This is a genomic window from Rheinheimera mesophila, assembly GCF_000986865.1.
GTDB classification, from domain to species: domain Bacteria; phylum Pseudomonadota; class Gammaproteobacteria; order Enterobacterales; family Alteromonadaceae; genus Pararheinheimera; species Pararheinheimera mesophila.
In genome coordinates this window covers 1-24,385 of the sequence record NZ_LAVS01000018.1, presented here as the reverse complement: position 1 = coordinate 24,385, position 24,385 = coordinate 1, and the positions used below count along the sequence as shown (strand labels likewise).

26 protein-coding genes are annotated in these 24,385 nt (G+C 47.1%); 10 read left to right on the top strand and 16 right to left on the bottom strand.

What is annotated here, in order from left to right; all coding sequences use genetic code 11:
• Window positions 1-101 precede the first annotated feature (101 nt).
• The 3 genes from hslR (at window position 102) to SD53_RS08505 (ending at window position 3,132) form a co-directional block, all read left to right on the top strand.
• On the top strand, window positions 102-512 hold the full coding sequence (gene hslR / locus SD53_RS08515) for a ribosome-associated heat shock protein Hsp15 (protein WP_046519810.1): 411 nt from the start codon (window positions 102-104) through the stop codon (window positions 510-512).
• A gap of 16 nt (window positions 513-528) precedes the next feature.
• The gene (gene hslO / locus SD53_RS08510; RefSeq protein ID WP_046519809.1) at window positions 529-1,377 is read left to right on the top strand and encodes an Hsp33 family molecular chaperone HslO; all 849 of its coding nucleotides are present in this window, start codon (window positions 529-531) and stop codon (window positions 1,375-1,377) included.
• A 213-nt stretch (window positions 1,378-1,590) separates the two neighbouring features.
• Complete coding sequence (locus SD53_RS08505; protein ID WP_046519808.1) at window positions 1,591-3,132, top strand: phosphoenolpyruvate carboxykinase; 1,542 nt, start codon at window positions 1,591-1,593, stop codon at window positions 3,130-3,132.
• 43 nt (window positions 3,133-3,175) lie between these two features.
• On the opposite strand, the gene envZ is transcribed toward SD53_RS08505, so the two are convergent.
• The 6 genes from envZ to SD53_RS08475 all read right to left on the bottom strand — a co-directional run bounded on the left by envZ (window position 3,176) and on the right by SD53_RS08475 (window position 7,681).
• A complete protein-coding gene (gene envZ / locus SD53_RS08500) occupies window positions 3,176-4,492 on the bottom strand; it encodes a two-component system sensor histidine kinase EnvZ (protein WP_046519807.1) in 1,317 nt (438 codons plus the stop codon).
• Entirely contained in the window at window positions 4,493-5,218 is a 726-nt protein-coding gene (ompR, locus tag SD53_RS08495) for an osmolarity response regulator transcription factor OmpR (RefSeq protein WP_046519806.1), read from the bottom strand.
• A 95-nt stretch (window positions 5,219-5,313) separates the two neighbouring features.
• Window positions 5,314-5,526: a hypothetical protein gene (locus SD53_RS08490; RefSeq protein ID WP_046519805.1), complete on the bottom strand. Its 213-nt coding sequence runs from the start codon at window positions 5,524-5,526 to the stop codon at window positions 5,314-5,316.
• A 379-nt stretch (window positions 5,527-5,905) separates the two neighbouring features.
• Window positions 5,906-6,559: a hypothetical protein gene (locus SD53_RS08485; protein ID WP_125060983.1), complete on the bottom strand. Its 654-nt coding sequence runs from the start codon at window positions 6,557-6,559 to the stop codon at window positions 5,906-5,908.
• A 166-nt stretch (window positions 6,560-6,725) separates the two neighbouring features.
• Window positions 6,726-7,064: a DUF6572 domain-containing protein gene (locus SD53_RS08480; RefSeq protein WP_046519803.1), complete on the bottom strand. Its 339-nt coding sequence runs from the start codon at window positions 7,062-7,064 to the stop codon at window positions 6,726-6,728.
• Window positions 7,065-7,336: 272 nt separating this feature from the next.
• Complete coding sequence (locus SD53_RS08475; protein WP_125060982.1) at window positions 7,337-7,681, bottom strand: hypothetical protein; 345 nt, start codon at window positions 7,679-7,681, stop codon at window positions 7,337-7,339.
• A 171-nt stretch (window positions 7,682-7,852) separates the two neighbouring features.
• Between SD53_RS08475 and greB the strand changes: the two genes are divergently transcribed.
• The 3 genes from greB (at window position 7,853) to SD53_RS08460 (ending at window position 12,181) form a co-directional block, all read left to right on the top strand.
• On the top strand, window positions 7,853-8,338 hold the full coding sequence (greB, locus tag SD53_RS08470) for a transcription elongation factor GreB (RefSeq protein ID WP_046519801.1): 486 nt from the start codon (window positions 7,853-7,855) through the stop codon (window positions 8,336-8,338).
• An 8-nt stretch (window positions 8,339-8,346) separates the two neighbouring features.
• On the top strand, window positions 8,347-9,711 hold the full coding sequence (locus SD53_RS08465) for an aldehyde dehydrogenase family protein (protein WP_046519800.1): 1,365 nt from the start codon (window positions 8,347-8,349) through the stop codon (window positions 9,709-9,711).
• Between the two features lie 154 nt (window positions 9,712-9,865).
• Window positions 9,866-12,181 carry a Tex family protein gene (locus tag SD53_RS08460; protein ID WP_046519799.1) on the top strand — a complete coding sequence of 772 codons (2,316 nt, stop codon included), beginning with the start codon at window positions 9,866-9,868 and terminating at the stop codon, window positions 12,179-12,181.
• Window positions 12,182-12,260: 79 nt separating this feature from the next.
• Here SD53_RS08460 and SD53_RS08455 read toward each other — a convergent pair whose 3' ends face one another.
• The 3 genes from SD53_RS08455 to bioH all read right to left on the bottom strand — a co-directional run bounded on the left by SD53_RS08455 (window position 12,261) and on the right by bioH (window position 14,301).
• Complete coding sequence (locus SD53_RS08455; RefSeq protein WP_046519798.1) at window positions 12,261-13,139, bottom strand: putative metalloprotease CJM1_0395 family protein; 879 nt, start codon at window positions 13,137-13,139, stop codon at window positions 12,261-12,263.
• A gap of 9 nt (window positions 13,140-13,148) precedes the next feature.
• Complete coding sequence (locus SD53_RS08450; RefSeq protein WP_046519845.1) at window positions 13,149-13,418, bottom strand: hypothetical protein; 270 nt, start codon at window positions 13,416-13,418, stop codon at window positions 13,149-13,151.
• Window positions 13,419-13,545: 127 nt separating this feature from the next.
• Window positions 13,546-14,301, bottom strand: coding sequence for a pimeloyl-ACP methyl ester esterase BioH (gene bioH / locus SD53_RS08445; RefSeq protein WP_046519797.1), 756 nt, complete (start codon window positions 14,299-14,301; stop codon window positions 13,546-13,548).
• Window positions 14,302-14,356: 55 nt separating this feature from the next.
• Here bioH and SD53_RS08440 point away from each other — a divergent pair, with 55 nt between their 5' ends.
• Window positions 14,357-15,058: a ComF family protein gene (locus SD53_RS08440; RefSeq protein WP_082101827.1), complete on the top strand. Its 702-nt coding sequence runs from the start codon at window positions 14,357-14,359 to the stop codon at window positions 15,056-15,058.
• Here SD53_RS08440 and SD53_RS08435 read toward each other — a convergent pair.
• Complete coding sequence (locus tag SD53_RS08435) at window positions 15,055-17,595, bottom strand: M14 family zinc carboxypeptidase (RefSeq protein WP_052749312.1); 2,541 nt, start codon at window positions 17,593-17,595, stop codon at window positions 15,055-15,057. The two genes, SD53_RS08440 and SD53_RS08435, sit on opposite strands and share 4 nt — an antisense overlap.
• Before the next feature lie 125 nt (window positions 17,596-17,720).
• Here SD53_RS08435 and nfuA point away from each other — a divergent pair, with 125 nt between their 5' ends.
• Window positions 17,721-18,299: a Fe-S biogenesis protein NfuA gene (nfuA, locus tag SD53_RS08430; protein ID WP_046519795.1), complete on the top strand. Its 579-nt coding sequence runs from the start codon at window positions 17,721-17,723 to the stop codon at window positions 18,297-18,299.
• 73 nt (window positions 18,300-18,372) lie between these two features.
• Window positions 18,373-19,392, top strand: a complete 1,020-nt coding sequence (locus tag SD53_RS08425; RefSeq protein WP_046519794.1) for a polysaccharide deacetylase family protein — start codon at window positions 18,373-18,375, stop codon at window positions 19,390-19,392.
• 32 nt (window positions 19,393-19,424) lie between these two features.
• On the opposite strand, the gene SD53_RS08420 is transcribed toward SD53_RS08425, so the two are convergent.
• From SD53_RS08420 to SD53_RS08400, 5 genes are read right to left on the bottom strand one after another with little or no spacing between them, the layout of a single operon-like run.
• Complete coding sequence (locus SD53_RS08420; protein WP_046519793.1) at window positions 19,425-20,063, bottom strand: SCO family protein; 639 nt, start codon at window positions 20,061-20,063, stop codon at window positions 19,425-19,427.
• A 15-nt stretch (window positions 20,064-20,078) separates the two neighbouring features.
• Window positions 20,079-20,984 (bottom strand): heme o synthase, encoded by a 906-nt coding sequence (cyoE, locus tag SD53_RS08415; protein ID WP_046519792.1) that lies wholly within the window; start codon window positions 20,982-20,984, stop codon window positions 20,079-20,081.
• Entirely contained in the window at window positions 20,977-21,957 is a 981-nt protein-coding gene (locus SD53_RS08410) for a COX15/CtaA family protein (protein WP_046519791.1), read from the bottom strand. Before SD53_RS08410 ends, cyoE begins: the two co-directional genes overlap by 8 nt.
• A complete protein-coding gene (locus tag SD53_RS08405; protein ID WP_046519790.1) occupies window positions 21,957-22,454 on the bottom strand; it encodes a hypothetical protein in 498 nt (165 codons plus the stop codon). Before SD53_RS08405 ends, SD53_RS08410 begins: the two co-directional genes overlap by 1 nt.
• Complete coding sequence (locus SD53_RS08400; protein ID WP_046519789.1) at window positions 22,455-23,168, bottom strand: SURF1 family protein; 714 nt, start codon at window positions 23,166-23,168, stop codon at window positions 22,455-22,457. It lies immediately after the preceding gene.
• 27 nt (window positions 23,169-23,195) lie between these two features.
• Here SD53_RS08400 and SD53_RS08395 point away from each other — a divergent pair, with 27 nt between their 5' ends.
• Window positions 23,196-23,405 (top strand): DUF2909 domain-containing protein, encoded by a 210-nt coding sequence (locus SD53_RS08395; RefSeq protein WP_046519000.1) that lies wholly within the window; start codon window positions 23,196-23,198, stop codon window positions 23,403-23,405.
• A 34-nt stretch (window positions 23,406-23,439) separates the two neighbouring features.
• Here SD53_RS08395 and SD53_RS08390 read toward each other — a convergent pair whose 3' ends face one another.
• The gene (locus SD53_RS08390; RefSeq protein ID WP_046518999.1) at window positions 23,440-24,321 is read right to left on the bottom strand and encodes a cytochrome c oxidase subunit 3; all 882 of its coding nucleotides are present in this window, start codon (window positions 24,319-24,321) and stop codon (window positions 23,440-23,442) included.
• Window positions 24,322-24,385: the final 64 nt, after the last annotated feature.

Below are 24,385 nucleotides of genomic sequence, written 5' to 3'. Positions count from 1 at the left end.
TGTTTTGTCCTCAACAAGCCTACATATCACAATTCCGATAGCTCTGACTTTGAACAGAGTCCGGGACTATACTTCAGATTCACTTGCAGCGGAGAACAGGCATGGATAAATCGGTAAACCAGCCTACCACAGATATATTACGTTTAGATAAATGGCTGTGGGCATGTCGCTTTTACAAAACCAGAGCGTTGGCAAAAGACATGATCGAAGGTGGAAAAGTTCATTATAATGGTCAGCGCTGTAAAGCCAGCAAAACAGTTGAGGTTGGAGCAACGGTGAAACTGACGCAAGGCACAGATGAGCGCACTGTGCTTGTGCTTGGCTTATCGGACAAAAGACTGTCTGCACCTCTGGCTCAGGCTCTGTATCAGGAGACAGAAGAGAGCGTCAGGCTAAGGCAAGAGCGAGCTGAATTACGCAAAATGAATGTGCTGTTTGCTCCACATCCGGAAACCAAACCGGATAAAAAAATGCGGCGTCAATTGCTGCTAATTAAAGCTCAGCAATCCTAGGTTTTAAGGTACTGTTATGAAACAAGATGTGTTAGTACGTTTTTTATTTAACCAACGCGATGTGCGTGGTGAAATCGCTTATAGCTCAGACAGCTTGCAGCAAATGCTGCAAAATCATGATTACCCTTACCCGGTTAAACAATTGCTGGCTGAACTGGTGGTTGCAACCAGTTTGCTGACCGCCACGTTAAAACTGGATGGGGATATTGCGATTCAACTGCAGGGTGACGGTCCGGTACGTTTTGCCGCAGTGAACGGCACTGCCGAACAAGAGTTTCGTGGTGTAGCACGTCTGCAGTCTGAAATTGGCGCTACGGGTTTTCGTGACCTGATTGGTGAAGGTTATATGCTGGTGACTATTACGCCGAAACAAGGCGAACGTTATCAAGGTATTATCCCACTGACAGGTGATAGTCTGACTGACACTCTGGAGGCTTACTTTGCCCAGTCAGAACAACTGCCCACCCGGTTATATTTGGTTACCGATCTGACAGAAAACAACAGCCGTGCCGCTGGTTTGTTACTGCAGGTTTTACCTGTGGATCCGGAAAAAGCCAAACAGGACTTCAATGATCTGGTGATCGTAACAGACACTATTACCCCAGACGAATTACTGAATTTACCCACGGAACAAATGCTGCATCGTTTATATCATGATGAAGAGGTGGAATTATTTGCACCGCAGCAAATCCGTTTTGTTTGTGGTTGTTCGCGGGAGAAATGCGAGGCCGCTATTATCAGTTTGGGTAAAGCAGCGATCGAAGAACACATAGCCGAAGGTAAACTGGACATTAGCTGCGACTATTGCAACAGCACTTATCACTTCGATAGCGCTGAATTGTCTTTATTATTGAATAAGTTCTAGCCTGCGGCGGCCACCGGAGTCAGGCTTGCCCTGGCTCCACAACAGCCAACTCAACGATGTAACCCATCTTGTAAGCTTTCATTTTTTAGTGAAATTTCCAACAAAACCCGCTCTTGCAGGGTGTTTTGGCCATCCAAATGAAGTACAATCGGCCCGAACCCTATTAAAAACCATAAATTTACCGACCTACGTACCTCAAGGAGTCACCCTACAATGACCTCTACAATCACTCGCCACGTCGACTTAACAGTGGCTGATTTAGTTGAACACGCTATTCGTCGTAATGAAGGTGTATTAGCGGACAACGGCGCTTTGGTGGTTAAAACCGGTCATAGAACTGGTCGCTCACCTACCGATCGTTTTATCGTCAAAGAAGCCAGTACAGAACAGGATATTCAATGGGGCAACGTCAACCGTCCTTTTGATCCGGTGAAATTTTCTGCACTTTGGGCTCGTGTCAGCGACTTTATCGCGACCAAAGAACATTTTGTTTCTCACCTCGAAGTAGGTGCGGACCCGGAACACTACATTCCGATGACAGTGACCACAGAAACCGCATGGCAGCATATTTTTGCCAAAAACATGTTCATTACTCCGTCACAATGGAACAAATCAGGCAAAGAGACCTGGCAAATTCTGAACGTGCCTTCTTTTGAATGTAACCCGGAGCGTGATGGCACCAACAGTGACGGTACAGTGATGATCAACTTTGCCGAGCGCAAAGTGTTATTAGCGGGCATGCGTTATGCCGGCGAAATGAAAAAAGCCATGTTCTCAGTACAAAACTTCCTGTTGCCAGCCAAAGGTGTATTACCAATGCACTGTTCGGCCAACGTAGGTGAAGCAGGCGACACCACCTTATTCTTTGGTTTGTCAGGCACGGGCAAAACCACTTTATCTGCCGACCCGAAACGTTTCCTGATTGGTGATGACGAACATGGTTGGGCTCCAGGCTCAGTATTCAATATCGAAGGCGGTTGCTACGCCAAATGTATCGACCTGTCGAAGAAAAACGAACCTGTGATTTGGGATGCAATCCGCTTTGGTACTATTCTGGAAAACGTGGTGTTAGACGCCAACCGCACGCCGGATTATAAAGACGCCAGCCTGACTCAAAACAGCCGCGCTGCATATCCTTTAGCGCACGTCGAGAAACGTGTGCTGGAAAACCGTGCTGGTGAACCGAAAGCTGTGGTGTTCCTGACCTGTGATGTTAGCGGTGTATTACCACCGGTTTCTATCCTGTCCGAAGAAGCCGCTGCTTACCACTTCTTAAGTGGTTACACCGCCAAAGTAGGTTCTACGGAGATAGGTTCAACTTCGGCTATTGAATCAACCTTCTCCACCTGTTTCGGTGCGCCGTTTTTCCCACGCCCGGCCGGTGTCTACGCTGAGCTTTTGATCAAACGTGTACGTGAATTTGGCAGCAAAGTGTATTTAGTCAACACCGGCTGGACTGGTGGTCCGCATGGCGTGGGTAAACGTTTTGATATCCCGACCACCCGCGGCATTATCGACGCCATCGTCTCCGGTGAATTAGCCACTGCTGAAACTGTGCATTTACCTCAGTTAAATCTGAATGTGCCGTTGAAAGTAACAGGCGTCGACAGCACCTTGTTAAACCCAAGAGATACCTGGGCAGACAAAGCAGCTTATGATCAGTATGCAGCTAAGCTGGCGGCGGAATTTGCCAACAACTTTAAGAAATACGATGTATCTGATGCCATCCGCAACGCAGGTCCAAAAGTAGCTTAATGCTTGGATTTGTTTAATAAAAAAGGCTCCAATGGAGCCTTTTTTATGCCGTCTTAGTTTGGCTTAACGGAAAATACACTGTCACCACTAATCCGCCATAGGCATGGTTATGCATAGTGATTTGGCCATGGTGCATATCGACAATCTTTTTGATAATAGCCAGACCTAAACCCGAACCGCCACTGCCACGGGCTGTATCCCCCTGGGCAAAAGGCTCAAACATGCGTTGCATTTCATGCTCAGGAATACCGGGGCCATGATCCCGCACCTGCACATAGACTTTACGACTGGCCCGTTCCAGTCCGGTACTAACCTCAATAGCACCATCTGAATACTTCAATGCATTTTCAATCAGATTATTCAGAACCCTCTTGATGGCGATACGTCGCAGCGGTACCAGCGGAAGATGATCGTACAACGTGGCCTTTATTTCACGTTTTTGTAAGCGGTCGGCACTGATTTGCTCCTGCACCAGCAGGTTTAAATCCTCTTCATCCAAAGCTTCTTCTTTATGATGGCGAATATAATCAATAAACTGATCGATAATGGCATTCATATCTTCAATGTCGCTGACGATGCCTTCTTTAATCCAACTATCCTGTTCACTGACCATCTCGCTGGCCAGACGGATGCGGGTTAAAGGGGTTCGTAAATCATGCGACACACCAGCCATTAACAAGGCCCGGTCTTTTTCAAGCTGGCTGATGCCCTTGGCCATACGGTTAAAAGCCTGAGTTACTGCGACTATTTCGGTGGAACCATGCTCTGGCAGGGGATCCGGCATTTCCCCCCGCCCTACTTTAAGTGCCGCTTGTTGCAGGCCTTGCAGAGGCCTGTTCAATTGCCGTGCAAATAACCAGCCTCCGGCCACACTTAAAAAACCTATGACAAAAACATAAATTTTCAGCGGCGAAAAATCGGTTTCATCCAGCCCGGTTAATGGCACTTTGACCCAATACTGCGGCGCTTGAGGTGGCTTCACCCAAAAGGCATAACTATTATTTTGTGCTATCCGTACCTCGGCAGGTCCACCAAGCTCGATGGACATCTCGTCGGAGAAATACGGGTAGTAGCTGGCGTCATTTAAGCCATTCAAAGGCGCTGTGGCATCGGTGTAGACTTCAATACCCGTTGCCTGCTGGAATCTTTTTGTCAGCTCTTCAGACAACAGCACGTCGTTATGCTCTACATCGATAAAAACCACTTTAATTTGTTTGGCAATCAGATGGTTAATTTGCTGATAGCTGGGTTTAATCACGTAATAAACCACAGATAAATACGACACCAACTGATTGATCAGCAATAAAATACCAATCAGAAACACCGTCTGACCAAAAGCGCTGCGCGGAAACAATCGCATTTAGCTGACGGCACCATCAGGTACAAAGACATAACCCAAACCCCAGACGGTTTGAATATAACGGGGGTTAGTCGGGTCGTCTTCCAGCATACGGCGCAGGCGGGACACCTGAACGTCAATGCTGCGCTCCATAGCGGAGTAATCACGACCACGCGCCATATTCATCAGCTTGTCGCGCGACAAAGGTTCACGGGCATGGGTGACCAGCACCTTCAGTACGGCAAATTCGCCGCTGGTTAAAGGCATTAGTTCGTCGCCTTTGCGCATTTCACGGGTGGCGAGGTTAAACACAAAAGGACCAAATTTCACCTGGCTTTCTTCCACGGCAGGCGCACCGGGTAACTCTTTGGATTTACGGCGCAATACAGCGCGGATGCGGGCCAATAGTTCGCGTGGATTAAAAGGTTTGGGCAGATAATCGTCAGCACCCATTTCCAGACCAATAATACGGTCCACTTCATCACCTTTAGCAGTCAGCATAATAATAGGAATTTCATTTTCCTGCTGGCGCAGCTTACGGCAAATGGATAAACCATCTTCGCCCGGCAGCATCAGATCCAGCACCACCAGATGAAAATTTTCACGCTCCATTAAACGCTGCATTTGCTCGAAGTTGGCGGAGGTGCGGACAATATAACCTTGTTCCACCAGATAACGTTCTAATAAAGAACGTAATCTCATATCGTCATCAACGACTAAAATTTTTGTTGTTTCTTGTCCGAGCATACAAATCCCTCCGCAAATGATGCCCACTATAAACGAAAAACCCGAAGCATGGAGGGCATGCGCCGGGTTCAGTTGTTACAAAGTTTGTCAGTTTTTTATTCAGGCTGTTCAGGTTGTATCTTCTCTACTTTGCGCAGCGGTGGATTCATCCAAACTACATGACCAGTGTGAGCACTCAGCCGTGTGGAGTTTTCCTGTTTTTCTAAGGTCTTCTGATCAATCACATAAGTATATTCTGGTGCAGAGCTGCACCCTGTCATCACCAAAGCCATAGCAAGGACTGTCAGACCTGTTAATTTTGCTTTCATTGTTGGCCTCCTCTGTTAAGCACATTTTCACTATAGTTGGCCAAAGCAAAATCGCATAACATATTTTTGTTACATCTAAATGACAGTGAATAAATATTTTGAATTATTTTTTGATTCAAGCATAAACGATTGATTTAAATTGGTTTTTACTTTTTATTTTGTTGCAAAGAAAAATAGGATTTTTTTAAGCCTCTGAGTTATCTGGTGAAGTTCATGGTCTTCTCTTTCCACTTCGCCGTGAAATGGTTATGAAGCCTTGCAACACGAAATAAACTTAGGGGATAGAGTAGCGGGAAAAGGCTCTAATACCACGACGAAAGGTACAGTGGGAGGTAGCTTCGGCAACAGATATGTAAGCACTGAATTTTGAATAGGGTTATCACCTCCACTTTTTAAGCAGCGCAGATAGCTCTAAAAAGTTCTTTGCCTCTTTTGCGGCATCCGCTATGCCTACTGTTGAAAAAATGCCTTCAGTTGTATCACATAGGGCGTCTATCTTATTTTTATATAAATGCCATTGCTCAACACCTCCAAAGAAATCAAGGATGATAAATTCATCATCGTAAGCCTCAGTTCTTATTGCACTTTCAATTAAAATTTCGGGCCTTATATTTTTCTCTTTCATTTGCCGAAACGAAATTAAAGTATAACTGTAAAGCCCAGGGAGGTATTTTTTAAGATCCCTTCCAACCCACGATTCAACTACTTGTTCATTTATCTCCACAGAAATCATGTTTCTACTCTTAAACTCTTCTGGCGTAGACACATAACCAAACTGTGGTTGAGCACTTTTCACGGCTCGTAAAACATTTAGCGCCCAGAGAGCATCTACGCTTTGTTTTGGATAAACATGCAAGGTGGAATAATCATCTGCATTCAGCGTAATATTAAAAAGGCACAGGTCACTGTGCATAAAGAAACCTGCAGAATTCTCCGTTAAGTAAGAAGCCACATCGCTCGAGGTATTTAGCTTTACATCATTTTTATGCCTTTTTTCATGTTCACCTAAAAACAATGGTTTGTTAGTCTCCAATAGGAGCAAAGACTCCACTAATTGCTGTATTTTCTTACTGCAAAAATAAATACAAATTTCGAGCATCTAGTTTTTAGTCCTAATATTTATCTTCTGTGTCTGATACATAAAAACATTTTAATTTCTCAAAAATATCATCAGGCAGATGCACCTGGTTTGATCCATCTTAAGTAGATTCCGAGTGTTCATGCACAAATAAAAGTTCGGCACTTATTTGGTTACGCAAGTAATTATCTGCTTTTTCATAAAAAACATTTGCCTCATGGACAAGCGGATGCGCGCCTGCGACCAAGATTTTTGTTCTCTTGTTTACAGAAATAGGAAAATCAGTTGTTAACTGACCAGACTCAATAAAGCTGATATAAGTATTGAGCTTGGTTTGTAACAAAAGTAAATGCTCTTGAATATTTGACCAGTCCATATGGTCTGTAATTAGGAGAACTACATCGTTAGTATCTCGCCCACAGATCACCGAGTCTATAACTTCATTTTCAATTATGCTCATTGTTTCTATTACCTTGCGGTTTTGGCCCTGATTACAATCACTTTTATAAGCGTTTTTACAGTGGAAAATTACGTTTAAATTATCGAGTTTGTCTTAGTGGTAAGTAGAGTAGTTGCGATCAGGGAAGGTCAGGCGAACCCTATTTTCTTGTCCGTCAGACTGATTTTTTAACGCCAGACTACTGTTAGGTAAGGAATTGGTCTTGTCGGATGAACGGTAAAATCCATCATACAATCTGGTTACTCTTGAGCTGACTAAATATGCTGACATTTTTACTCGGTTTCGAGTTTTAAATAAATATCCAACTCAAACTTCCAACAGTCATCTCCCCTTAAATTTTCAAACATTTTTTGTTCATACAAATCGTATAGCACCTTTTCAGAACAAAAAAATACGTCCACACCGACAGCGGTTGAGGATATTACCTGGTGAAATGCCCAAGATGACAACAGTGTTAACTCATCAGTTTGGCCAAGAGAAGACTCGATTTGAGAATATATTTCGTTCAGCAACTGCTGCCTTTTACCCCCATTTTCATCTCTATCGTCAAAATGCAGATTAATTGAATCTGGCCACATGCTCATTGTTTTATAAAAAAGCTCTTTTCTACTCAACATTTTCAACATTCATCCCGTTTGTACCGCCTGCTACTACCCACACTCTGTGGAAGTGCTGACAAAGTGTTTTACCACTAAACCCAACATTTTGTCTTTCCACTTCGCTTTGAAATGGTTATAAAGTCAGACCAGAACAGCCATCTTTCCTTATCAAATTAAGCATCGGATAGCATGAGTAAAACAGAGTTAGTCACCCGCGAAGGTTATGAAGCCTTGCAACAGGAATTAAATCATTTATGGCGGGAAAAACGCCCTGATACCACAGCCAAAGTCGCATGGGCGGCCAGTCTGGGCGATCGCAGCGAAAACGCGGATTATCAATACAACAAGAAACTTTTACGGGAAATAGATAGAAGAGTCAGATACTTACGTAAACGTCTTGAAGTCATCAAAGTGGTGGATTATTCAGCGGAGCAAAATGGCCGGGTGTTTTTTGGCGCCTGGGTTGAAATTGAAAATGACGAAGGGGAACAGCTCACCTTTCGTATCGTCGGACCGGATGAAATTTACGGTCGCAATGACTACATTTCGATAGATTCTCCTATGGCCCGAGCCTTAATCAGGAAGCAGGTTGATGATGACGTGCAAGTGTCCACTCCTACAGGTATCAAAGAATGGTGGATTAACAAAATCTGGTATCCCCAACAACAAGGTTAAGGTGTGTTATGTATCAGCAGGTTCTGAGTCAACAACAGCAGTATTTTTCCAGCGGCGTAACTAAAAGTCTGCACTGGCGTAAGCAGCAATTAAAACAACTACAACTGCTGCTTACCAGACATGAAACTGAGCTGTTACAGGCGTTAAAGCAGGATCTGGCAAAACCGGTGTTTGAAGCCATGCTCAGCGAAATTAATTATCTGCATACAGATATTAAACATTGCCTGAAACAGCTCACTCGCTGGGCCAGACCACGCAGAGTCAGTACCGGACTGCGTACCTTTCCTTCAATGGCTTTTGTGCAGCCTGAACCTTATGGTTCTGTGCTGATTATCAGCGCCTGGAATTATCCACTGCAACTGGCTCTGGCGCCTTTAGTGGCCGTGTTATCGGCTGGTAACTGCGCTGTGCTGAAACCCTCTGAATTAGCACCTGCAACCTCCGCCATTATGGCCCGTCTGTTGCCTTTGTATCTGGATAAAGAGGCTGTAGTAGTGATCGAAGGGGGTGTACCTGAGACCACAGAACTATTAAAGCTGCCTTTTGATCACATTATGTATACAGGCAATGGTCAGGTGGGAAAAATAGTGCTGCGGGCCGCTGCCGAGCATTTAACCCCAGTCACTTTAGAGCTGGGTGGTAAAAGTCCGGTTTATGTCGACAGCAGTGCAGATTTAAAACTGACAGCCCAGCGTATTACCTGGGGCAAGTGGTTAAATGCAGGCCAAACCTGTATAGCGCCGGATTATATTCTGGCGCATAAAGATATTGCCCAGGCTCTGGCTGAAGAAATTAAAGCCCAGTTACTACAGATGTATGGTGACGATCCGAAGCTCAGCCCTGATTATGGACGTATCATCAATCAACGCCATTTACAGCGGGTACAAAGTTATCTGGATGGCATTGACCTCTATTGTGGTGGACAGGTAGACGCAGAGCAGTTGTATTTCAGCCCGACTCTGGTACTGGATCCACCGCTCGACAGTCGCCTGATGACAGAGGAGATTTTTGGCCCTGTGCTGCCGATACTTTCTATCACTGGCTTTGACGCTGCAGTGCGTTTTGTGCAAAAACGCGATAAGCCATTGTCGGCCTACTTGTTTAGTAATCAAAGCTCACAGCAACAGCAGTGGATAGAACAAATTAGCAGTGGCAGCCAATGTATTAATGACGTGCTGATGTTTATGGCGGTGTCTGAGCTGCCTTTTGGTGGAGTAGGCCCCAGTGGCATGGGCCAGTATTCGGGTAAAGCAGGCTTTGAACAGTTCAGTCATTTAAAATCTGTGTTAAAACGTCCGCTCTGGCCTGAACTACCTGTGCGTTTTGCCCCTTACGCAGACTGGAAACGTAAAGTGCTGTGCTGGCTGAGTTAGCCTACAAAGCCGCAATTCAGTGCAGAGGACGGACGCTTCAGCGTTTTGTTATTGGATTTTTTGGCCTTAACAGTGGACAATTGCTGCTGTTGATTAGAACCAGTCCGGCTTTTATTGGTCTCAAAGTTGCCGGATGCTAAGGAAGCTTTAAGTTATGTCGATGATCATTAAACAAATTGCTCTGGAAATTGCAGCACGCCCGGAGCAGGTTGCCGCAGCTATTCAGTTGATGGATGAAGGCGCTACAGTGCCTTTTATCGCCCGTTACCGGAAAGAAGTGACTGGTGGCCTGGATGATACCCAACTACGTAACCTGGATCTGCGCCTGACTTATTTGCGTGAGCTGGAAGACAGACGTCAGGTGATCATTAAAACCATAGATGAACAGGGCAAACTGACGCCAGAGTTGAAGCAGGAACTATTGGCGGCAGACAATAAAACCCGTTTAGAAGATTTGTATTTACCTTACAAAGCCAAACGCCGCACCAAAGGTCAGATTGCGATTGAAGCAGGTTTAGAGCCTTTAGCAGACGCTTTATTTAATGACCCTACTTTAGTACCGGAGCAACAAGCGGCCAGCTATTTAAATGCGGAAGCAGGTTTTGCCGACAGTAAAGCTGTACTGGATGGTGTGAAATACATTCTGATGGAACGTTTTGCTGAAGATGCAGCTTTGCTGGCAAAACTGCGCCGCCATTTAAGCCAGAATGCTGTACTGAAAAGCACTATGGTGGCGGGTAAAGAGCAGGAAGGCGCTAAGTTCCGTGATTACTTTGAGCATAAAGAAGCCTTTAAAACTGTGCCATCACATCGTGCTTTGGCGATGTTCCGTGGCCGTAACGAAGGCATTTTAAACCTGCAATTACAACCTGATGCTGACGATGCTTCAGCTCATGCTGTCTGCGAACAAATGATCGCCAATCATTTTGATATTCGCCAACAAGGCCGCGCTGCCGATGATTTCCTGCGTACCGTGGTGCAATGGACCTGGAAAGTAAAATTACACCTGCATTTAGAAAACGATTTGTTAAGCGAATTACGTGAGCAAGCGGAAGAAGAAGCCATTAAGGTGTTTGCCCGTAACTTAAAAGACTTATTGATGGCCGCTCCTGCCGGCATGCGCCCTACCCTGGCGCTGGACCCTGGTTTACGCACTGGTGTTAAAGTTACAGCTATTGATGAAACCGGCAAGCTGGTCGATCACACGACAATTTTCCCTCATGCCCCACAAAACCATTGGGACAAGTCAGTCCGTACCTTAGCCGCTTTAGCCAAACAACATAAAATTGAGCTCATCGCTATTGGTAATGGCACTGCGTCGCGTGAAACCGATAAATTAGCCGCGGACGTGATTAAACTTCTGCCAGAGCAGCAGATCAGTAAAATTATGGTGTCTGAAGCTGGGGCTTCGGTGTACTCAGCGTCGGAGCTCGCCTCACAGGAATTCCCGGATCTGGACGTATCCTTACGTGGCGCTGTGTCTATCGGCCGTCGTTTGCAAGACCCATTGGCCGAACTGGTGAAAGTAGAACCTAAAGCTATAGGGGTTGGACAATACCAGCACGATGTGAACCAAAGCTTGCTGGCGAAATCGTTGGACGCGGTCGTCGAAGATTGTGTCAACGCCGTAGGTGTGGATTTAAATATGGCGTCCGTACCCTTATTGGCGCGCGTAGCGGGTTTAAATAAAACGTTGGCACAAAACATTGTGGTGTATCGCGATACCCATGGTCGTTTCCAGCAGCGCAAAGACTTACTGAAAGTTGCCCGTTTAGGTCCTAAAGCCTACGAACAGGCGGCTGGTTTCCTGCGGATTAACAAAGGCCTGGATCCGTTAGACTCCTCTTCAGTTCACCCTGAAGCTTATCCTCTGGTGGAAAAAATTCTGGCGAAATTTGGTAAGCCTATAGAACAATTACTGGGAAACAGCGCTTTTCTGAAAAGTCTGAACCCGGCCGACTTTGTTGATGAGCACTTTGGTTTGCCTACAGTAGAAGACGTGATTAAAGAGCTGGATAAGCCAGGCCGTGACCCACGCCCTGAGTTTAAAACTGCCGCCTTTAAAGAGGGCGTCGAAACCATGGCCGACTTAAAACCTGGGATGTTGCTCGAAGGTGTGGTGACCAACGTCACTAACTTTGGTGCTTTTGTTGATATAGGTGTACATCAGGACGGCTTAGTGCATATTTCGTCGTTAACCGACAAATTTGTCTCTGACCCACATCAGGTGGTGAAAGCAGGCGATATAGTTAAAGTGAAGGTACTGGAAGTAGAACTGGATCGTAAACGTATAGCGCTGACGATGCGAATGGACGAGCAACCCGCAGTGAAAGGAGCAGGTGGAGCAGGAAAAGATGCACCACGTTCTGCTGCTTCCTCTAAAGCCGCCAAAGCAGCAAAAACACCTGAAGTGCCGAATGCTGCCATGGGCAATGCTTTTGCTCAAGCCTTTGCTAAGTTTAAAAAGTAACGGTGCACTGACTAAAACAAGGCCGGATCATTCCGGCCTTTTTTATCGTTTTTCTGGCTGACCAGCTACAGCTTGGGCCTCAGGCCATTTGCAACAAAGGCCGCTCAGCGGGTTGAGTGGCTCTGGCGTAAAACCCCGAAATCACGTCAGAGCGAAGCGACATTAACGGGTCACGTTGCAGAGATCTGAAGTCGGCCGGTATAAAATCGTTCGCTTCATTGTTCACAGGCGCCGCAAAAGGTTGCCACTCAGCAGCAGAACCTTTGGTTGATTGTCCGGCACCTGATATTGCCATCTGCCCTATTTCGGCAGCTAACTCAGCCTGAGCTTCCATTAAAGTACGACTGGCCTGCGCAGCGACAGCCCGGTCAGCATTGGAAGGCTCTGCAGGAGCCAAAGCCGCAGCTTTGACTTGTTGCATCTTCTGAATAGTAGCGCGGGGATCATTGGGTACTTCAGACACATCAATACGAACTTCACCGGCAACAGCGTATTGCTGACCATCAGGACCTGTTTCGTACTCGTAACTCGGCGCACTGGCGTACTGGCCCCCTATAGCAGCATGCGCCTGTTCGTGTACTTTGACTTCCTGATCGCGAGCTTTTAGTTCGGCAATACGTTTTTCCTCAGCCTGCTGTTCTTTCTGCTGCTGAGGATCATCTTTTTGTTGTCCGGAAGAGCTTTGTTTTTCTTGTTCAGACCCAGACTGTGGATCTTTTTCAACTACAGCCTGACGGTATTCTAAACCTTTGGTTTTGACGTCTTCATAAGTCGTTGGGGTGGAACCGTTGCCATTACGGCTTTTTTCGTCAGCCATCAGGCCTTTTTCAGCAGCAGATCTTTCCATCGCTGCAACAGGTTCAATAACTTCACGGCGCAAGTTATCGCGCCGGGCCATGTCCAGAGCCGGATTACCAGTGTGCAGAGGCACATTTGGGTAATTCGAAGTTAATAACATAAAGTCTGATTACACCCTTAAATCGATGATGGAACCTAACATTTCGTCCGCTGTTTTCACTGACTTCATATTAGCTTCCGCATTTACTTGTTCATTGGATAACGTCACCAGACTCTGCTCTATCGATGGGCCAGTATTGGGCTCAACCGGAGTCTCAAGTGCACGTTGATTACTGCTTTGAGCAGTTTGCTGATTGATATTGGCAGTCGCTTCAGTCACAGCGTTAGATGCACGCTGAAAGCCCTGAAAACCGCTCGTAAAGGCTGAACTGATTTCCATCATGACCTCGTTGACTAATTGAACACTTTTATTTAACTGGATAATTATTAGCCATTTTTCGGCAAAACGAAAGCCTGACGGCAATTATTTGCCGTCAAAATGCAGAATTTTCTAATTTAGTGAAAATTTAAGCGGACAAATGAGACAGTAACAGGGAAATAAACTCCTGTTGATGCGAAATAAAAGGCGCATGCGAGGATTTTTGTAGTATTTCGACCTGGAGTTCGGGCCGCAACTTTTGCAATAAAGGGGCTATAGCCACAGGGACCAACGAGTCTAACCGCCCTAAAATGCTAAAAACAGGCTGCGGCAAAGCGGCAAACTCTTGCCGCAAATCAACAGTCGCCAATAACTCCAAACCACCTTGTAACGCCAGAGCGGAGGGTAAAGGCAAACTCAATACGGCGTGTTTTAATAGTTTAATATCCTGCCGCGCTGTGCTGCTGCCCATCGCCTGAATCGCCAGGAAACGCTCTACCGTTAACGCCAAATCCTGTTGCAATTGACCGGCAAATTGCTGCATCACATGGCTTGCCATACCTGGCCAGTCGTCTTTGCTGATAAAGCAGGGCGAACTGGCAATTAAACCCAGCTTGTTTACTTTATCCGGATAACGGCTGGCCAAAGCTATAGCCAATAAACCACCTAAAGACCATCCCACCACTGTGCTTTGCGCCGGGATTTGTTCAGCTAATTGACTCAGAACAGTGTCGAGATCATAACAAACCGGACAAGGAGACACACCAAAACCGGGCAAGTCAGGGGTATAAATGCTTAATCCATCAGGCAAAGCTGACACCAACTGTGACCACACCTGGTGGTTTAACCCCCAGCCATGCAAAAACACCAGCGGGTTTTGGCTAATTTTTAATTGTTCGCTCATCCGTTCGACCATACTTGTTGTTATGGTCTGGCCTTTTATCAAAGCAGGAATGCAGATGCAAGCAACTTTGTGGCAGCAACTGGTGCATAGACTGGCGCCCAATTGTTGTTTGTGGTGCCAGATGCAAGTGCAACAGCCGCAGGCTCAGCTCTGTGATTATTGCCATGCCCAGTTGCCTGGCCTGGATTTAAGTTGGGTTGAACAGAATGCGTTGCTGCTGCCAGCAGTCGCACAAGGGTTACAGCGCATCAAGTTTGACCGGCTTTACAGCTTAAGTTGGTACAAACAACCTTACCGGCACTGGATCAGCCAGTGGAAATTTCAACAACAGCATGCAGCCGGCCAGTTGTTGTGTCAGTTGATTTATCAGCATGCCGTGCGTTTTCGACAACAAGGTTGGCCGTTACCAGACTGTATCAGCTACACACCTGTCTCCGACAAAAGATTGCAGGAAAGAGGTTTTAACCAAGCCAAACTGCTGGCGCAGCAGCTTGCCGAAGCCTGGCAAAAACCTTGTGTCAGTTTGTTTCAAAGCCCGCAGTTAGTGCCGCATCAGATTGGACTGAAGCGTAAAGAGCGGCTGGCGAATTTAAAAGGCAAAGTTCAGCTACAAGAGCGTCCCCTACCCGCACATGTTACTTTGGTGGACGATGTGATCACCACTGGAGCTACGCTGGATTACCTCAGTGCTTTACTCAAAGCCAAAGGAGTCCAGACCGTCAGCGTCTGGACTCTGGCCATCACCAGGGCTTTTTAATGGGCGTCTTCACCCTCTCCGTCCGAGGATTCAGCACTGAACATTTTGCCAAAATACAACGCATTGATCAGTAAACGGCTGGAGCCGACGAAATAGCCGCGAAAGACCGGATTATCTGTCATACCAATCACCCGACCTTCGCCATGATTGTGCGCCACTAAGGCCGCACCTTCGGCGATACGGCTGACGTACTCGGGCGCTGTGTAACCCGCCAGTTGAGGTTTATCTGTGTATAAAGCGACATTGATAAAAGGCTCTTCACTGGGCGCCAGTAAGAAGGTGCCGTTTTTAAACACAGGCAGGTTTTTATTCGACAGACCAAAAGTTAAAGGATGGCTTAAATCCAGTTGGGTTTGATAAATAGCACCGGCAATACGGCGCTGACCAGCCAGACTTTCTTTATCGGCATAACTTAAACCTTGATCAGCAATCAGCATACTCATATCGGCTGAATTCCAGGCTTTGGCTTTGAGCAACCCAGAGCGCAGCAAAAAGGCCGCACCGCCTTTATGCCCCCACAACACACCACCTTTTTTCGCCCAATCATTCAACAATTGCTGCTCTTTTTGCTGCAGGCTGTTGTAACTGCCATCCGGCAAAATGATATGAGTGTAGCGACTTAAATCGACCCGGCCCAACCGCTGCGGTTCAATTAAACTTGGCGATACACCTGAGAGTTTTTCCAGATTAAACCAAACTTCACCCGCCTCAGTGGAATTGACATCAGGGCCAGCCACCAACAGCACATGGGGTTTAGTCACAGGCACAAAACCATTACTGCCCAAATCCTGGCCCTTGGCGGTTAAACCCGAACTAAGGGCAGTAATGGCTAAACCTACCTGCTGCTGCGCTTTTCCTAAACGCTCAAACCAGTTGTTGTGCTGCTGCAAACCTGCCGCTATTACTATGGCTCCGGCACTAAAAGCCTGTTCTCCGTCAACAGTTTTGGCAAAAAATGGCTTGCTGGCAGCACGTAATACCACCCCCTGCTCCAACAGCGCCTGAGTCAGCAAAGGCGCTTTTTGATCAGTCCAGTCAAACGCATAGGCATAAGCACCAGCCGATGGCATCAACACGGATTCTGGCTGCGGTGACCACTGCTCTTCTGCCACACCTGAAGGTTTGCGTCCTACAGCGCTGAATTCAATATTAAAGGCATAAGGTAAAGTCCAGGCTGATACGTCGTAAAAGGTATTGTCCTGAAAGTTGGTTTGAGTGCTGAACGCCGCCTTTAACAATAGATACTGTGGTTGTTGCAGCGGAATATAATAAGCCTGACCTTTTTGGTAGGTTTGGCCTTTGTGCTGCCAGCGCTCATGAATTGGATAGGCTTTGATCTGATGTAGTTTTAGTAAATGAAGCAGCGCCTCCAAGCGGGTTTTATCGGCAGCTTCAGCAATGACATAACCCTGAGTTGAGTCATCCGCAGCGAGGCGCTCGGACTCCAGCACAAAAGCTTTTTGATAACTTTGCAGCGCATTTTTTTGCGCTACTGAGCCGCGCAGAGTCGATAACGACGTAATGTACTGATTTTCTACTGTTTTGCTAAAAGATAGAGGCCCATTAATACTGTCCTGTAGATGACCACGGCTACTGGCTTGTTCAAACAGAATTCCTATGCTGGCATTCACATCAGGATAGGTTGAACCTTTACCCACATAAAAATCATCAAAACTTTCTTCGGTGTAATACAAACGGCCTTTTTTATCGAAAGCTGCCGCATGGTAGTCGGCAATCTTCGCGGTCAGTTGCTGGTTCGCTGTTGGTGTTAAAGGATAAGTGCGGGTTGGAATACCAGGCTGGAAAAAGAAGGTACTGTTGGGGCCCATTTCATGAAAGTCTCCCACCACGGCAGGACGCCATTTATAAAACTGCGCGATGCGGGCGCGGCTTTCCGGATGCTCCAGCGGCAACCAGTCGCGATTTAAGTCAAACCAATAATGGTTTGGACGGCCGTTTGGCCAGGGTTCAATATGTTCACGGCTTTGTGGGTCGGCTACCGGTGATTTGCCTTTATGCATATTGGCCCAGGTGGCAAAACGCTCTAAGCCATCAGGGTTTAAACTGGGCTGGATCAGAATAACAGCGTTTTTCAGCCAATCCTGCACTTCAGCATCGGTACTGGTCAGTAAATGATGCGCCACCTGTACTGAGGCATTTGGGCCACTGGATTCATTGCCGTGCACGCCATATCCCAGCCAAATAATCAGCGGTAAATCATCCGCCAATTCAGTGCCGGTCGACAGTTGTGTCAGGTGCTGTAGACGAATTTGCTCCAGCTTTTGTAAGTTTTCCGGGGATGAAATAATCAGCTGCAATAAAGGTTTTTGTTCATGAGTCTGACCAATAATTTCCAGTTGGGCTTTCTCTGAACCTGCGGCCAGTTGCTGGAAATACATCTGAATTTGGTCATGGCGTAAATGCCATTCGCCGACCGGATAACCAAAAAATTGTTGCGGGCTGGGTGGTGCTGCCATTGAGAACTGGCTGCTAAACCCCAATACTAGAGCACTGACAAAAGTTGTTATTTTATACATTGTTCTTCTCCCTTTCTGGCCGCTACCTTAGCAATAAAAAGTCCGGCCCGACAAGCGGGGCTGGCAAGGCACAGCAAGTCAGAGTATCATAGCCATTAACCTAGTAATTTAGTCAGGTACTACCGATGATCACCATTTCTGAACAGGCGCAGAGCCATTTTCGTAAGCTGCTGGAAAAACAGGCCGCCGGCACTCATATTCGTGTCTTTGTGGTGAACCCAGGCACTGTTTCTGCGGAATGTGGCGTGTCTTATTGCCCTGCTGACGCGGTAGAAAGCACAGACTTACAGCTACCATTTGACGGTTTTATGGCGATAGTGGATGCGGAAAGCAAACCCTTTTTAGTTGACGCCGAAATCGATTTCGTCACCGATCAGATGGGTTCTCAACTGACGTTAAAAGCGCCAAACGCCAAAGTACGCAAGGTGAATGACGACGCGCCACTGAAGGAAAAAGTGCAATACGTGATTGATGCCGAAATCAACCCACAGTTGGCTAACCACGGTGGCCGTGTTTCAGTGGTCGAACTGACAGACGACGGTGTTGCTGTACTGCAATTTGGTGGTGGCTGTAATGGCTGTTCACAAGTCGATTTAACCTTAAAAGAAGGCATCGAAAAAGAACTGCTGCAACGTTTTGCCGGTGAATTAACTGCGGTACGTGACATTACCGATCACCAGCGTGGTGAGCATTCTTACTACTAACCGATAGTCGCAGCTATCGACCAAAGGCCACTTGATGTGGCCTTTGTTGTATTGACTTCAAAGGAGTTTGGCCATGAGATTGTGGTGCTGTTTATTTGCTTTGCTGAGCGTTCAGATCAGTTTTCAAAGCCATGCCGCTATTATTTTGCAGTACCATCATGTCAGCACCCAAACCCCTCGCTCTACCAGCGTGACACCGGAAGAATTCCGTACTCATTTGCAGTATTTAAAAGACCATCAGTATCAGGTCATTGGGCTGGATACTTTGCTTGATCAACTGCAACAAGGCAAAGAACCAGCCGATAATGCCGTGGTGATCACTTTTGACGATGGTTTTGACAATATCTACCATCAGGCCCATCCAATTTTGCAGCAGTTTAAATTTCCTTATACGGTGTTTTTAAGCCCGGCTTTAATAGACCGTAAAGAAGGCCCGGTAATGAGTTGGCAGCAAATCAAACAGTTACACAGAGACGGCGTTCTTATTGCCAACCACAGCTCCTACCACCATCATCTGGCCGCGCCAAATAAAGGCGAAAGCAAAGCGGCTTGGCTGAAACGGGTGAAAACCGATATTTTGCTGGCACAAACTCAGCTAGAACAACAACTTGGCATCAAACATAAATGGCTGGCTTATCCGTATGGTGAATTTAGTGTCGAGCTGGAGCAGATGGTGAAAGAGCTGGGCTTTATCGGTATAGGCCAACAATCCGGTGCCGTCGGCGTGAACAGCCTGATGACCCGCCTGCCGCGTTACCCTTCATCCAGCCAGTATGCGGCGTTAAAACACTTTACCCCTAAGCTGAAAACGCTGGCTTTGCCTGTGAAAAATTACATAGCTGCCGATCCGGTCAAAGGCCCTAATCCACCTACTCTAACGTTACAAATCGACAGCTCAGATTTTAAAACCAGTCAGCTTAACTGCTTTAGCAATGGCGAGCCTATTAAAGTGACCTGGCTCAAACCTGATACCTTTAGCGCTCAGGCTGGCCAAAAGCTAAAAACCAGCCATAAACGCTACAACTGCACAGCCCCTTCGTTAACTAAAAAGGGTTATTTCTACTGGTACTCCCAGCCTTGGGTGATGGAGTAGCACTTGGTTGCAATGCTTACGGCAATTGCAACCTACGGGCTGGCCGCCGCTATCACCAAAGGATAGTCTGCCAAAAACTGCTGGTTATTAATAAGTGGCACAGCGCCTGGTTTCATTTCAGGTTTAAACATCGCCACTACGGCGCCCTGAGGGTTCAGCAGCGCTATGCTGGCGCTGTGATCGACAGTGTAACGCTCTTCTTTCCCCTCGTTAATGGCGTACATCAGGCCTAATTGGCGGATAAAAGGGAATAGGTCTTTATGATCGGCAGTTCTGGCTTTGATAGGGGCTTGTTTAAAGTAGGTGATGTACTGGGCTAATTGCTCTGGTGTATCGCGTTTGGGGTCTACCGAGACAAACCAAATCTCCAGTGGATCCGGTGTCAGTTTGACTAAATCCTGATACATACCAGCTAATTTTGCCATCGTCATAGGGCAAATGTCAGGGCAATGGGTATAACCGACAAAAACCAGAGTCCAGTGCCCTTGTAAATCCTTCAGACCCACAGGCTGTTTTTGCTCATCCAACAAATCAAATTCAGTCAAAGCTCTTGGCGTTGGATAGACCAAAGCGGCCACAGGCTCAGCAGGAGCTGATTTAAAACTGGCTGATAACCGCAGACCCGCAGCTAAAGCCAGTACCGCAACAACCACCCATAACCACTTCTGCATAAGAGTTCTTTCCTGTTAAAGCGCTGAGATCAACCAATAATGATCCAGCAACAACAGCAGGAATAATACCATCAGATGCCAAATCGAAAACTTAAAAGTTGCCATGGCGGTTTCAGGTTTAGCATTAAACTTTAATTGCCAGGCATACCAGATAAAGCCTAAATTCAATACTGTGCTACCCAGCAAATACACAGCTCCTGTCATACCGACCAGATAAGGCAGCAAACACACCAAAAACAGTATCAGGGTATAAAGAAAAATAGCGCTTTTGGTAAATTCAATGCCATGAGTCACAGGCAACATTGGCATATTCACTTTGGCGTAATCATCACGCCGGTGAATGGCCAAAGCCCAGAAATGCGGTGGAGTCCAGGTGAAGATAATCATTACCAGCAATAGCGCATGGGCGTGTACTTCGGCCGTCATGGCTGTCCAACCGAGCAGTGGTGGCATAGCACCAGCCAAACCGCCTATGACGATGTTCTGCGGCGTCGCCCGTTTTAAAAACATAGTGTAGACCACGGCATATCCAAACAAACTGGCTAAAGTCAGCCAGGCGGTCAGCGGGTTCACCGCAATAAATAACAGCAGAAAACCAGTCCCTGCCAGCAGCAGCGAAAACTTCACCGCCTGCTGTGTGGATAAACGGCCGCGGGCTACAGGCCTGTTGTACGTGCGGGCCATTTGCGCGTCAATACGCTGATCGACGATATGGTTCATCGCAGCAGCAGCGGCGGATAATAAGCCTATGCCCACAGTGGCGGCTAGCATCAGGCCAAATTCAGGTAAACCAGGTTGCGCCAGCATCATACCGACCCAGGCGGTCAGCACTAAAAGCGCCACCACTTTAGGTTTGGTCAGTTGATAATAATCGCGCCATTGCTGGCTGTAGTGTTGGGGTAAAGCCAGAACTTTAAGCATAAGCAGACTCCTTGTTTCTGTGCAGCTGATAACCAATGACTACCAGACACATGAGTAAATTGGCTGCCACAAAGTTATGCGCCACTGCATTACCCAAAGGCAAATGCAGCACCACATTGGCAAGCCCCAAACTAAATTGCAGCACTAACAGCACCAGCACGGCACCAGCCAGGTTCCTCATCAAACCCGAACTAGTGCGCCATAGGGCTATGGCATAAGCCGCCACCACCAGCAAGGTAATCACAGCACCGATCCGGTGCATCACGTGCACTGTGGCGCGGGCGCTTTGACTCATCACACCGTATTCGTAATTGTCGTAGCCCAGATGCAACGAGAAGGCTTCGTCAAAATTAAGCTGAGTAGTCCAGCCAGCCTCACAAACCGGCAGTTGAATGCAGGCTAACGCCGCATAGTTGGCTGCAGTCCAGCCACCCAGGGCGATTTGTGCGGCCAGCACCAGCAACACAGGCCAAAACAGTAACTTCAGGCTTTGTTTTACAACAATCAAAGGTGCAGGTTGCAATTGCCACCAATACAGCGCTAATAACGACAGCAAAGTAAAACCACCGAGCAAATGCCCCATCACCACCACCGGATGCAAGGCTAAAGTCACAGTCCACATGCCCAAAGCGGCCTGAAAAATCACTAACCCCAGCAGCAAGGAAGGCAGCAGCAGGCGTTTTTGTTTCAGACTCACAACAAAAATCGCCAAAATAAGCAGGCCCAAAGTGCCGGCAAAATAACGATGGATCATCTCATTCCAGGCTTTGTGGCTTTCGACAGGCCGTTCCGGATACAAAGCTTCAGCCTGTTCAATATGGTGCGCCTGCTCTGGCACTTTGAGAAAACCGTAACAGCCAGGCCAGTCGGGACAGCCTAAACCCGCATCGGTCAAACGGGTGTAAGCACCCAATAAAATCACCAGCATGGCTAATACAACAGCAGAGCTAACCAGAACTTTCAGGGTTTTCATCAGAGCCCCCTGTCGTATTTCAGCAGTTTGTTTAAATCGGTCAGCATGGCTTTGCCGGTTTGCACCATTTGAGCTTTATCGGCGCTGACCGCATAGGTCATCAGCGCCAGTCCATTCAGATCCACCAACACCAGCTTGTGCTGCAACGCATCAACCCCCACAGGGCTTGTCTGCCATAACAAATGCTCTGGTTGAACTCCACCGGACTGCCACAACTCTACATGCTGTTGTTTACGGCCAAGGGCGGTATACACCTGTTGCATGGCGTAATGTGCATTCTGACAAGCTGCGTCACAGTTGGCGTTGTCGCTAACATAAACCAGCCGCCAATGCACATCCCCCTCGGCTTTGGGTAACAATACAATTTCTTCTGTCAGCCACTGACCTTTATTGGTCGTGGCTCCACCAAACCAGCCCAAGGATAAAAACGCCTGAGCAAAGGCCAGCGGTAACAAAGAACACAACAAAAACAGCAATAAAAACTTCTTCTTCGCCATTTACAGCTCCTTCTTTGACATAAACCAGCCGATCACCACCACAGCCACAGCCAGCAATAACCATTGCAACGCATAAGCCCGATGTTTTTCCGGCGGCATCACCACAGCTTGATAGTGGTACAGATAAGGGGATTGTTGTTGATACAGCAGAACCGGAGCCAATTCCTGCCCCAGTACCTTTGCCAATTCAGCGGGTTCGACTTGCTGCATCCGTTGTGGCCACAAGCCTGTGTCTTCTAAATTTTGGCCAACCCGAAAACCTTTCAGTTCAGTGCGCAGTAAGGCCATTAATTCAAAGGATTCGGGAATACGAAGTTCCGGCAGCACATCACGGCTTTGCGGTGCAGCAACCCAACCTAAATTCACTAAGACTGCAGGGCCCTGATTCGACACCAGCACAGGGATCACCACGTCGTAGCCTGCTTTGCCCTGAATAAGCTGATTGTCCAGCAACCAGACGGCGGGTTTTAACCAGACCGCTTTACCTTGCACCATCAGGCCATCTTGTTGCTCTGCCGGCACTGAGGCTAAATGCGTCCACTGCACTGGCCCTTGTTGCTCGGCACTCTGCAACTGCTCCAATTGAGTTTGTTTTTGCTCAGCACGTTGCCACTGCCAGTAACTCAACTTGATCAAAAGCGCAAAAGCGACCAGAGTGAATACAGCCAACAGCCAGTTGCGACTAAAATGAGTACCAATAGGCTTGGCTGTCATACGATGACCAGCCCTAAGCGAGGTTTTATGTGGATTAAACTTTTACTCATTGCACTACTGCTCTTTATTGTTTTTAACTTATTTCGTGCGTTATTTCTGATGCTCAAAAACGATGAAAACCAACCCAGCATGTCGAAGTTTTTAGGTCGTCGTGTCTGGTGGTCGGCCATTGTGTTACTACTGGTGATCCTCGCATTGCAATTTGGGATAATCACGCCACACGGCCGCCCCTATTAAGTCAGTCAGCGGGCCGACCAAGCCCGCATCTGCCTTACAGCACGTAGACAAAAACAAACAGACATAACCAAACCACATCAACAAAATGCCAATACCAGGCCGCGGCCTGGAAGGCAAAATGCTTATCGGCGGTAAAATGGTTTTTCAGTACGATGCGTAAAAACATCACCAGTAAAAAAATGGCCCCCAGGGTCACGTGTAAACCATGGAATCCTGTCAGTAGGAAGAAGGTATTGCCATAAATACCGGAGTCCAGTTTTAAACCCAAATCCTGATAAGCATGCACATATTCCACACCTTGCAAAGAGAGGAACAGTGCGCCTAACAAGATAGTAAGTCCTAACATTAACTTGAGTTGACCTCTTTTATTTTGCTCCAACCCCACATGGGCAAAATGCAAAGTCACAGAAGAAACTAACAGGATGATAGTGTTGTACAGGGGCAAACCTTGCCATGGCATGGCTTGAGTTTCGATCCCCCCCGGAGTTTTTAATAAAGGCCAGGCCGCTTCAAAAGCTGGCCATAACACAGCAGCTGTGCTGGCGTTATTACTGGCACCATCCAACCACGGTATCGCGATCATCCGGGCATAGAACAAAGCCCCGAAAAAGGCCGCAAAAAACATCACTTCGGAGAAAATAAACCAACTCATACCCTGGCGGAATGATCGGTCCAGTTGTTTGCTGTACAAGCCATTCATAGATTCATCTATGACATTACGAAACCAGCCCACCAGCATAAAAATTAAAGTGGCAACACCAGCCAGTAGCAAATAGCCACCATAACCGGGCTGATCTTTCGTGACTTCATTCACATAATTGCCAGCGCCAAAAGCAATCATAAACAAGGCCACTGCGCCCACTATCGGCCACGGGCTTTGCTCTGGTACGTAATAGTGTTGGTATTTTTCACTCATTGTTATCCCCTGTTGCTGTCTGTGCAGTGACCGGGGTGGCAGCGTCTACTTCGTACAAGGTGTA

Excerpts from the sequence above, each read along its gene's own strand:
- hslR (WP_046519810.1), top strand. The coding sequence starts at position 102 with ATGGATAAATCGGTAAACCAGCCTACCACAGATATATTACGTTTAGAT.
- hslO (WP_046519809.1), top strand. The coding sequence starts at position 529 with ATGAAACAAGATGTGTTAGTACGTTTTTTATTTAACCAACGCGATGTG.
- SD53_RS08505 (WP_046519808.1), top strand. The coding sequence starts at position 1,591 with ATGACCTCTACAATCACTCGCCACGTCGACTTAACAGTGGCTGATTTA.
- envZ (WP_046519807.1), bottom strand. The coding sequence starts at position 4,492 with ATGCGATTGTTTCCGCGCAGCGCTTTTGGTCAGACGGTGTTTCTGATT.
- ompR (WP_046519806.1), bottom strand. The coding sequence starts at position 5,218 with ATGCTCGGACAAGAAACAACAAAAATTTTAGTCGTTGATGACGATATG.
- SD53_RS08490 (WP_046519805.1), bottom strand. The coding sequence starts at position 5,526 with ATGAAAGCAAAATTAACAGGTCTGACAGTCCTTGCTATGGCTTTGGTG.
- SD53_RS08480 (WP_046519803.1), bottom strand. The coding sequence starts at position 7,064 with ATGAGCATAATTGAAAATGAAGTTATAGACTCGGTGATCTGTGGGCGA.
- SD53_RS08475 (WP_125060982.1), bottom strand. The coding sequence starts at position 7,681 with ATGTTGAGTAGAAAAGAGCTTTTTTATAAAACAATGAGCATGTGGCCA.
- greB (WP_046519801.1), top strand. The coding sequence starts at position 7,853 with ATGAGTAAAACAGAGTTAGTCACCCGCGAAGGTTATGAAGCCTTGCAA.
- SD53_RS08465 (WP_046519800.1), top strand. The coding sequence starts at position 8,347 with ATGTATCAGCAGGTTCTGAGTCAACAACAGCAGTATTTTTCCAGCGGC.
- SD53_RS08460 (WP_046519799.1), top strand. The coding sequence starts at position 9,866 with ATGTCGATGATCATTAAACAAATTGCTCTGGAAATTGCAGCACGCCCG.
- SD53_RS08455 (WP_046519798.1), bottom strand. The coding sequence starts at position 13,139 with ATGTTATTAACTTCGAATTACCCAAATGTGCCTCTGCACACTGGTAAT.
- SD53_RS08450 (WP_046519845.1), bottom strand. The coding sequence starts at position 13,418 with ATGGAAATCAGTTCAGCCTTTACGAGCGGTTTTCAGGGCTTTCAGCGT.
- bioH (WP_046519797.1), bottom strand. The coding sequence starts at position 14,301 with ATGAGCGAACAATTAAAAATTAGCCAAAACCCGCTGGTGTTTTTGCAT.
- SD53_RS08440 (WP_082101827.1), top strand. The coding sequence starts at position 14,357 with ATGCAAGCAACTTTGTGGCAGCAACTGGTGCATAGACTGGCGCCCAAT.
- SD53_RS08435 (WP_052749312.1), bottom strand. The coding sequence starts at position 17,595 with ATGTATAAAATAACAACTTTTGTCAGTGCTCTAGTATTGGGGTTTAGC.
- nfuA (WP_046519795.1), top strand. The coding sequence starts at position 17,721 with ATGATCACCATTTCTGAACAGGCGCAGAGCCATTTTCGTAAGCTGCTG.
- SD53_RS08425 (WP_046519794.1), top strand. The coding sequence starts at position 18,373 with ATGAGATTGTGGTGCTGTTTATTTGCTTTGCTGAGCGTTCAGATCAGT.
- SD53_RS08420 (WP_046519793.1), bottom strand. The coding sequence starts at position 20,063 with ATGCAGAAGTGGTTATGGGTGGTTGTTGCGGTACTGGCTTTAGCTGCG.
- cyoE (WP_046519792.1), bottom strand. The coding sequence starts at position 20,984 with ATGCTTAAAGTTCTGGCTTTACCCCAACACTACAGCCAGCAATGGCGC.
- SD53_RS08410 (WP_046519791.1), bottom strand. The coding sequence starts at position 21,957 with ATGAAAACCCTGAAAGTTCTGGTTAGCTCTGCTGTTGTATTAGCCATG.
- SD53_RS08405 (WP_046519790.1), bottom strand. The coding sequence starts at position 22,454 with ATGGCGAAGAAGAAGTTTTTATTGCTGTTTTTGTTGTGTTCTTTGTTA.
- SD53_RS08400 (WP_046519789.1), bottom strand. The coding sequence starts at position 23,168 with ATGACAGCCAAGCCTATTGGTACTCATTTTAGTCGCAACTGGCTGTTG.
- SD53_RS08395 (WP_046519000.1), top strand. The coding sequence starts at position 23,196 with ATGTGGATTAAACTTTTACTCATTGCACTACTGCTCTTTATTGTTTTT.
- SD53_RS08390 (WP_046518999.1), bottom strand. The coding sequence starts at position 24,321 with ATGAGTGAAAAATACCAACACTATTACGTACCAGAGCAAAGCCCGTGG.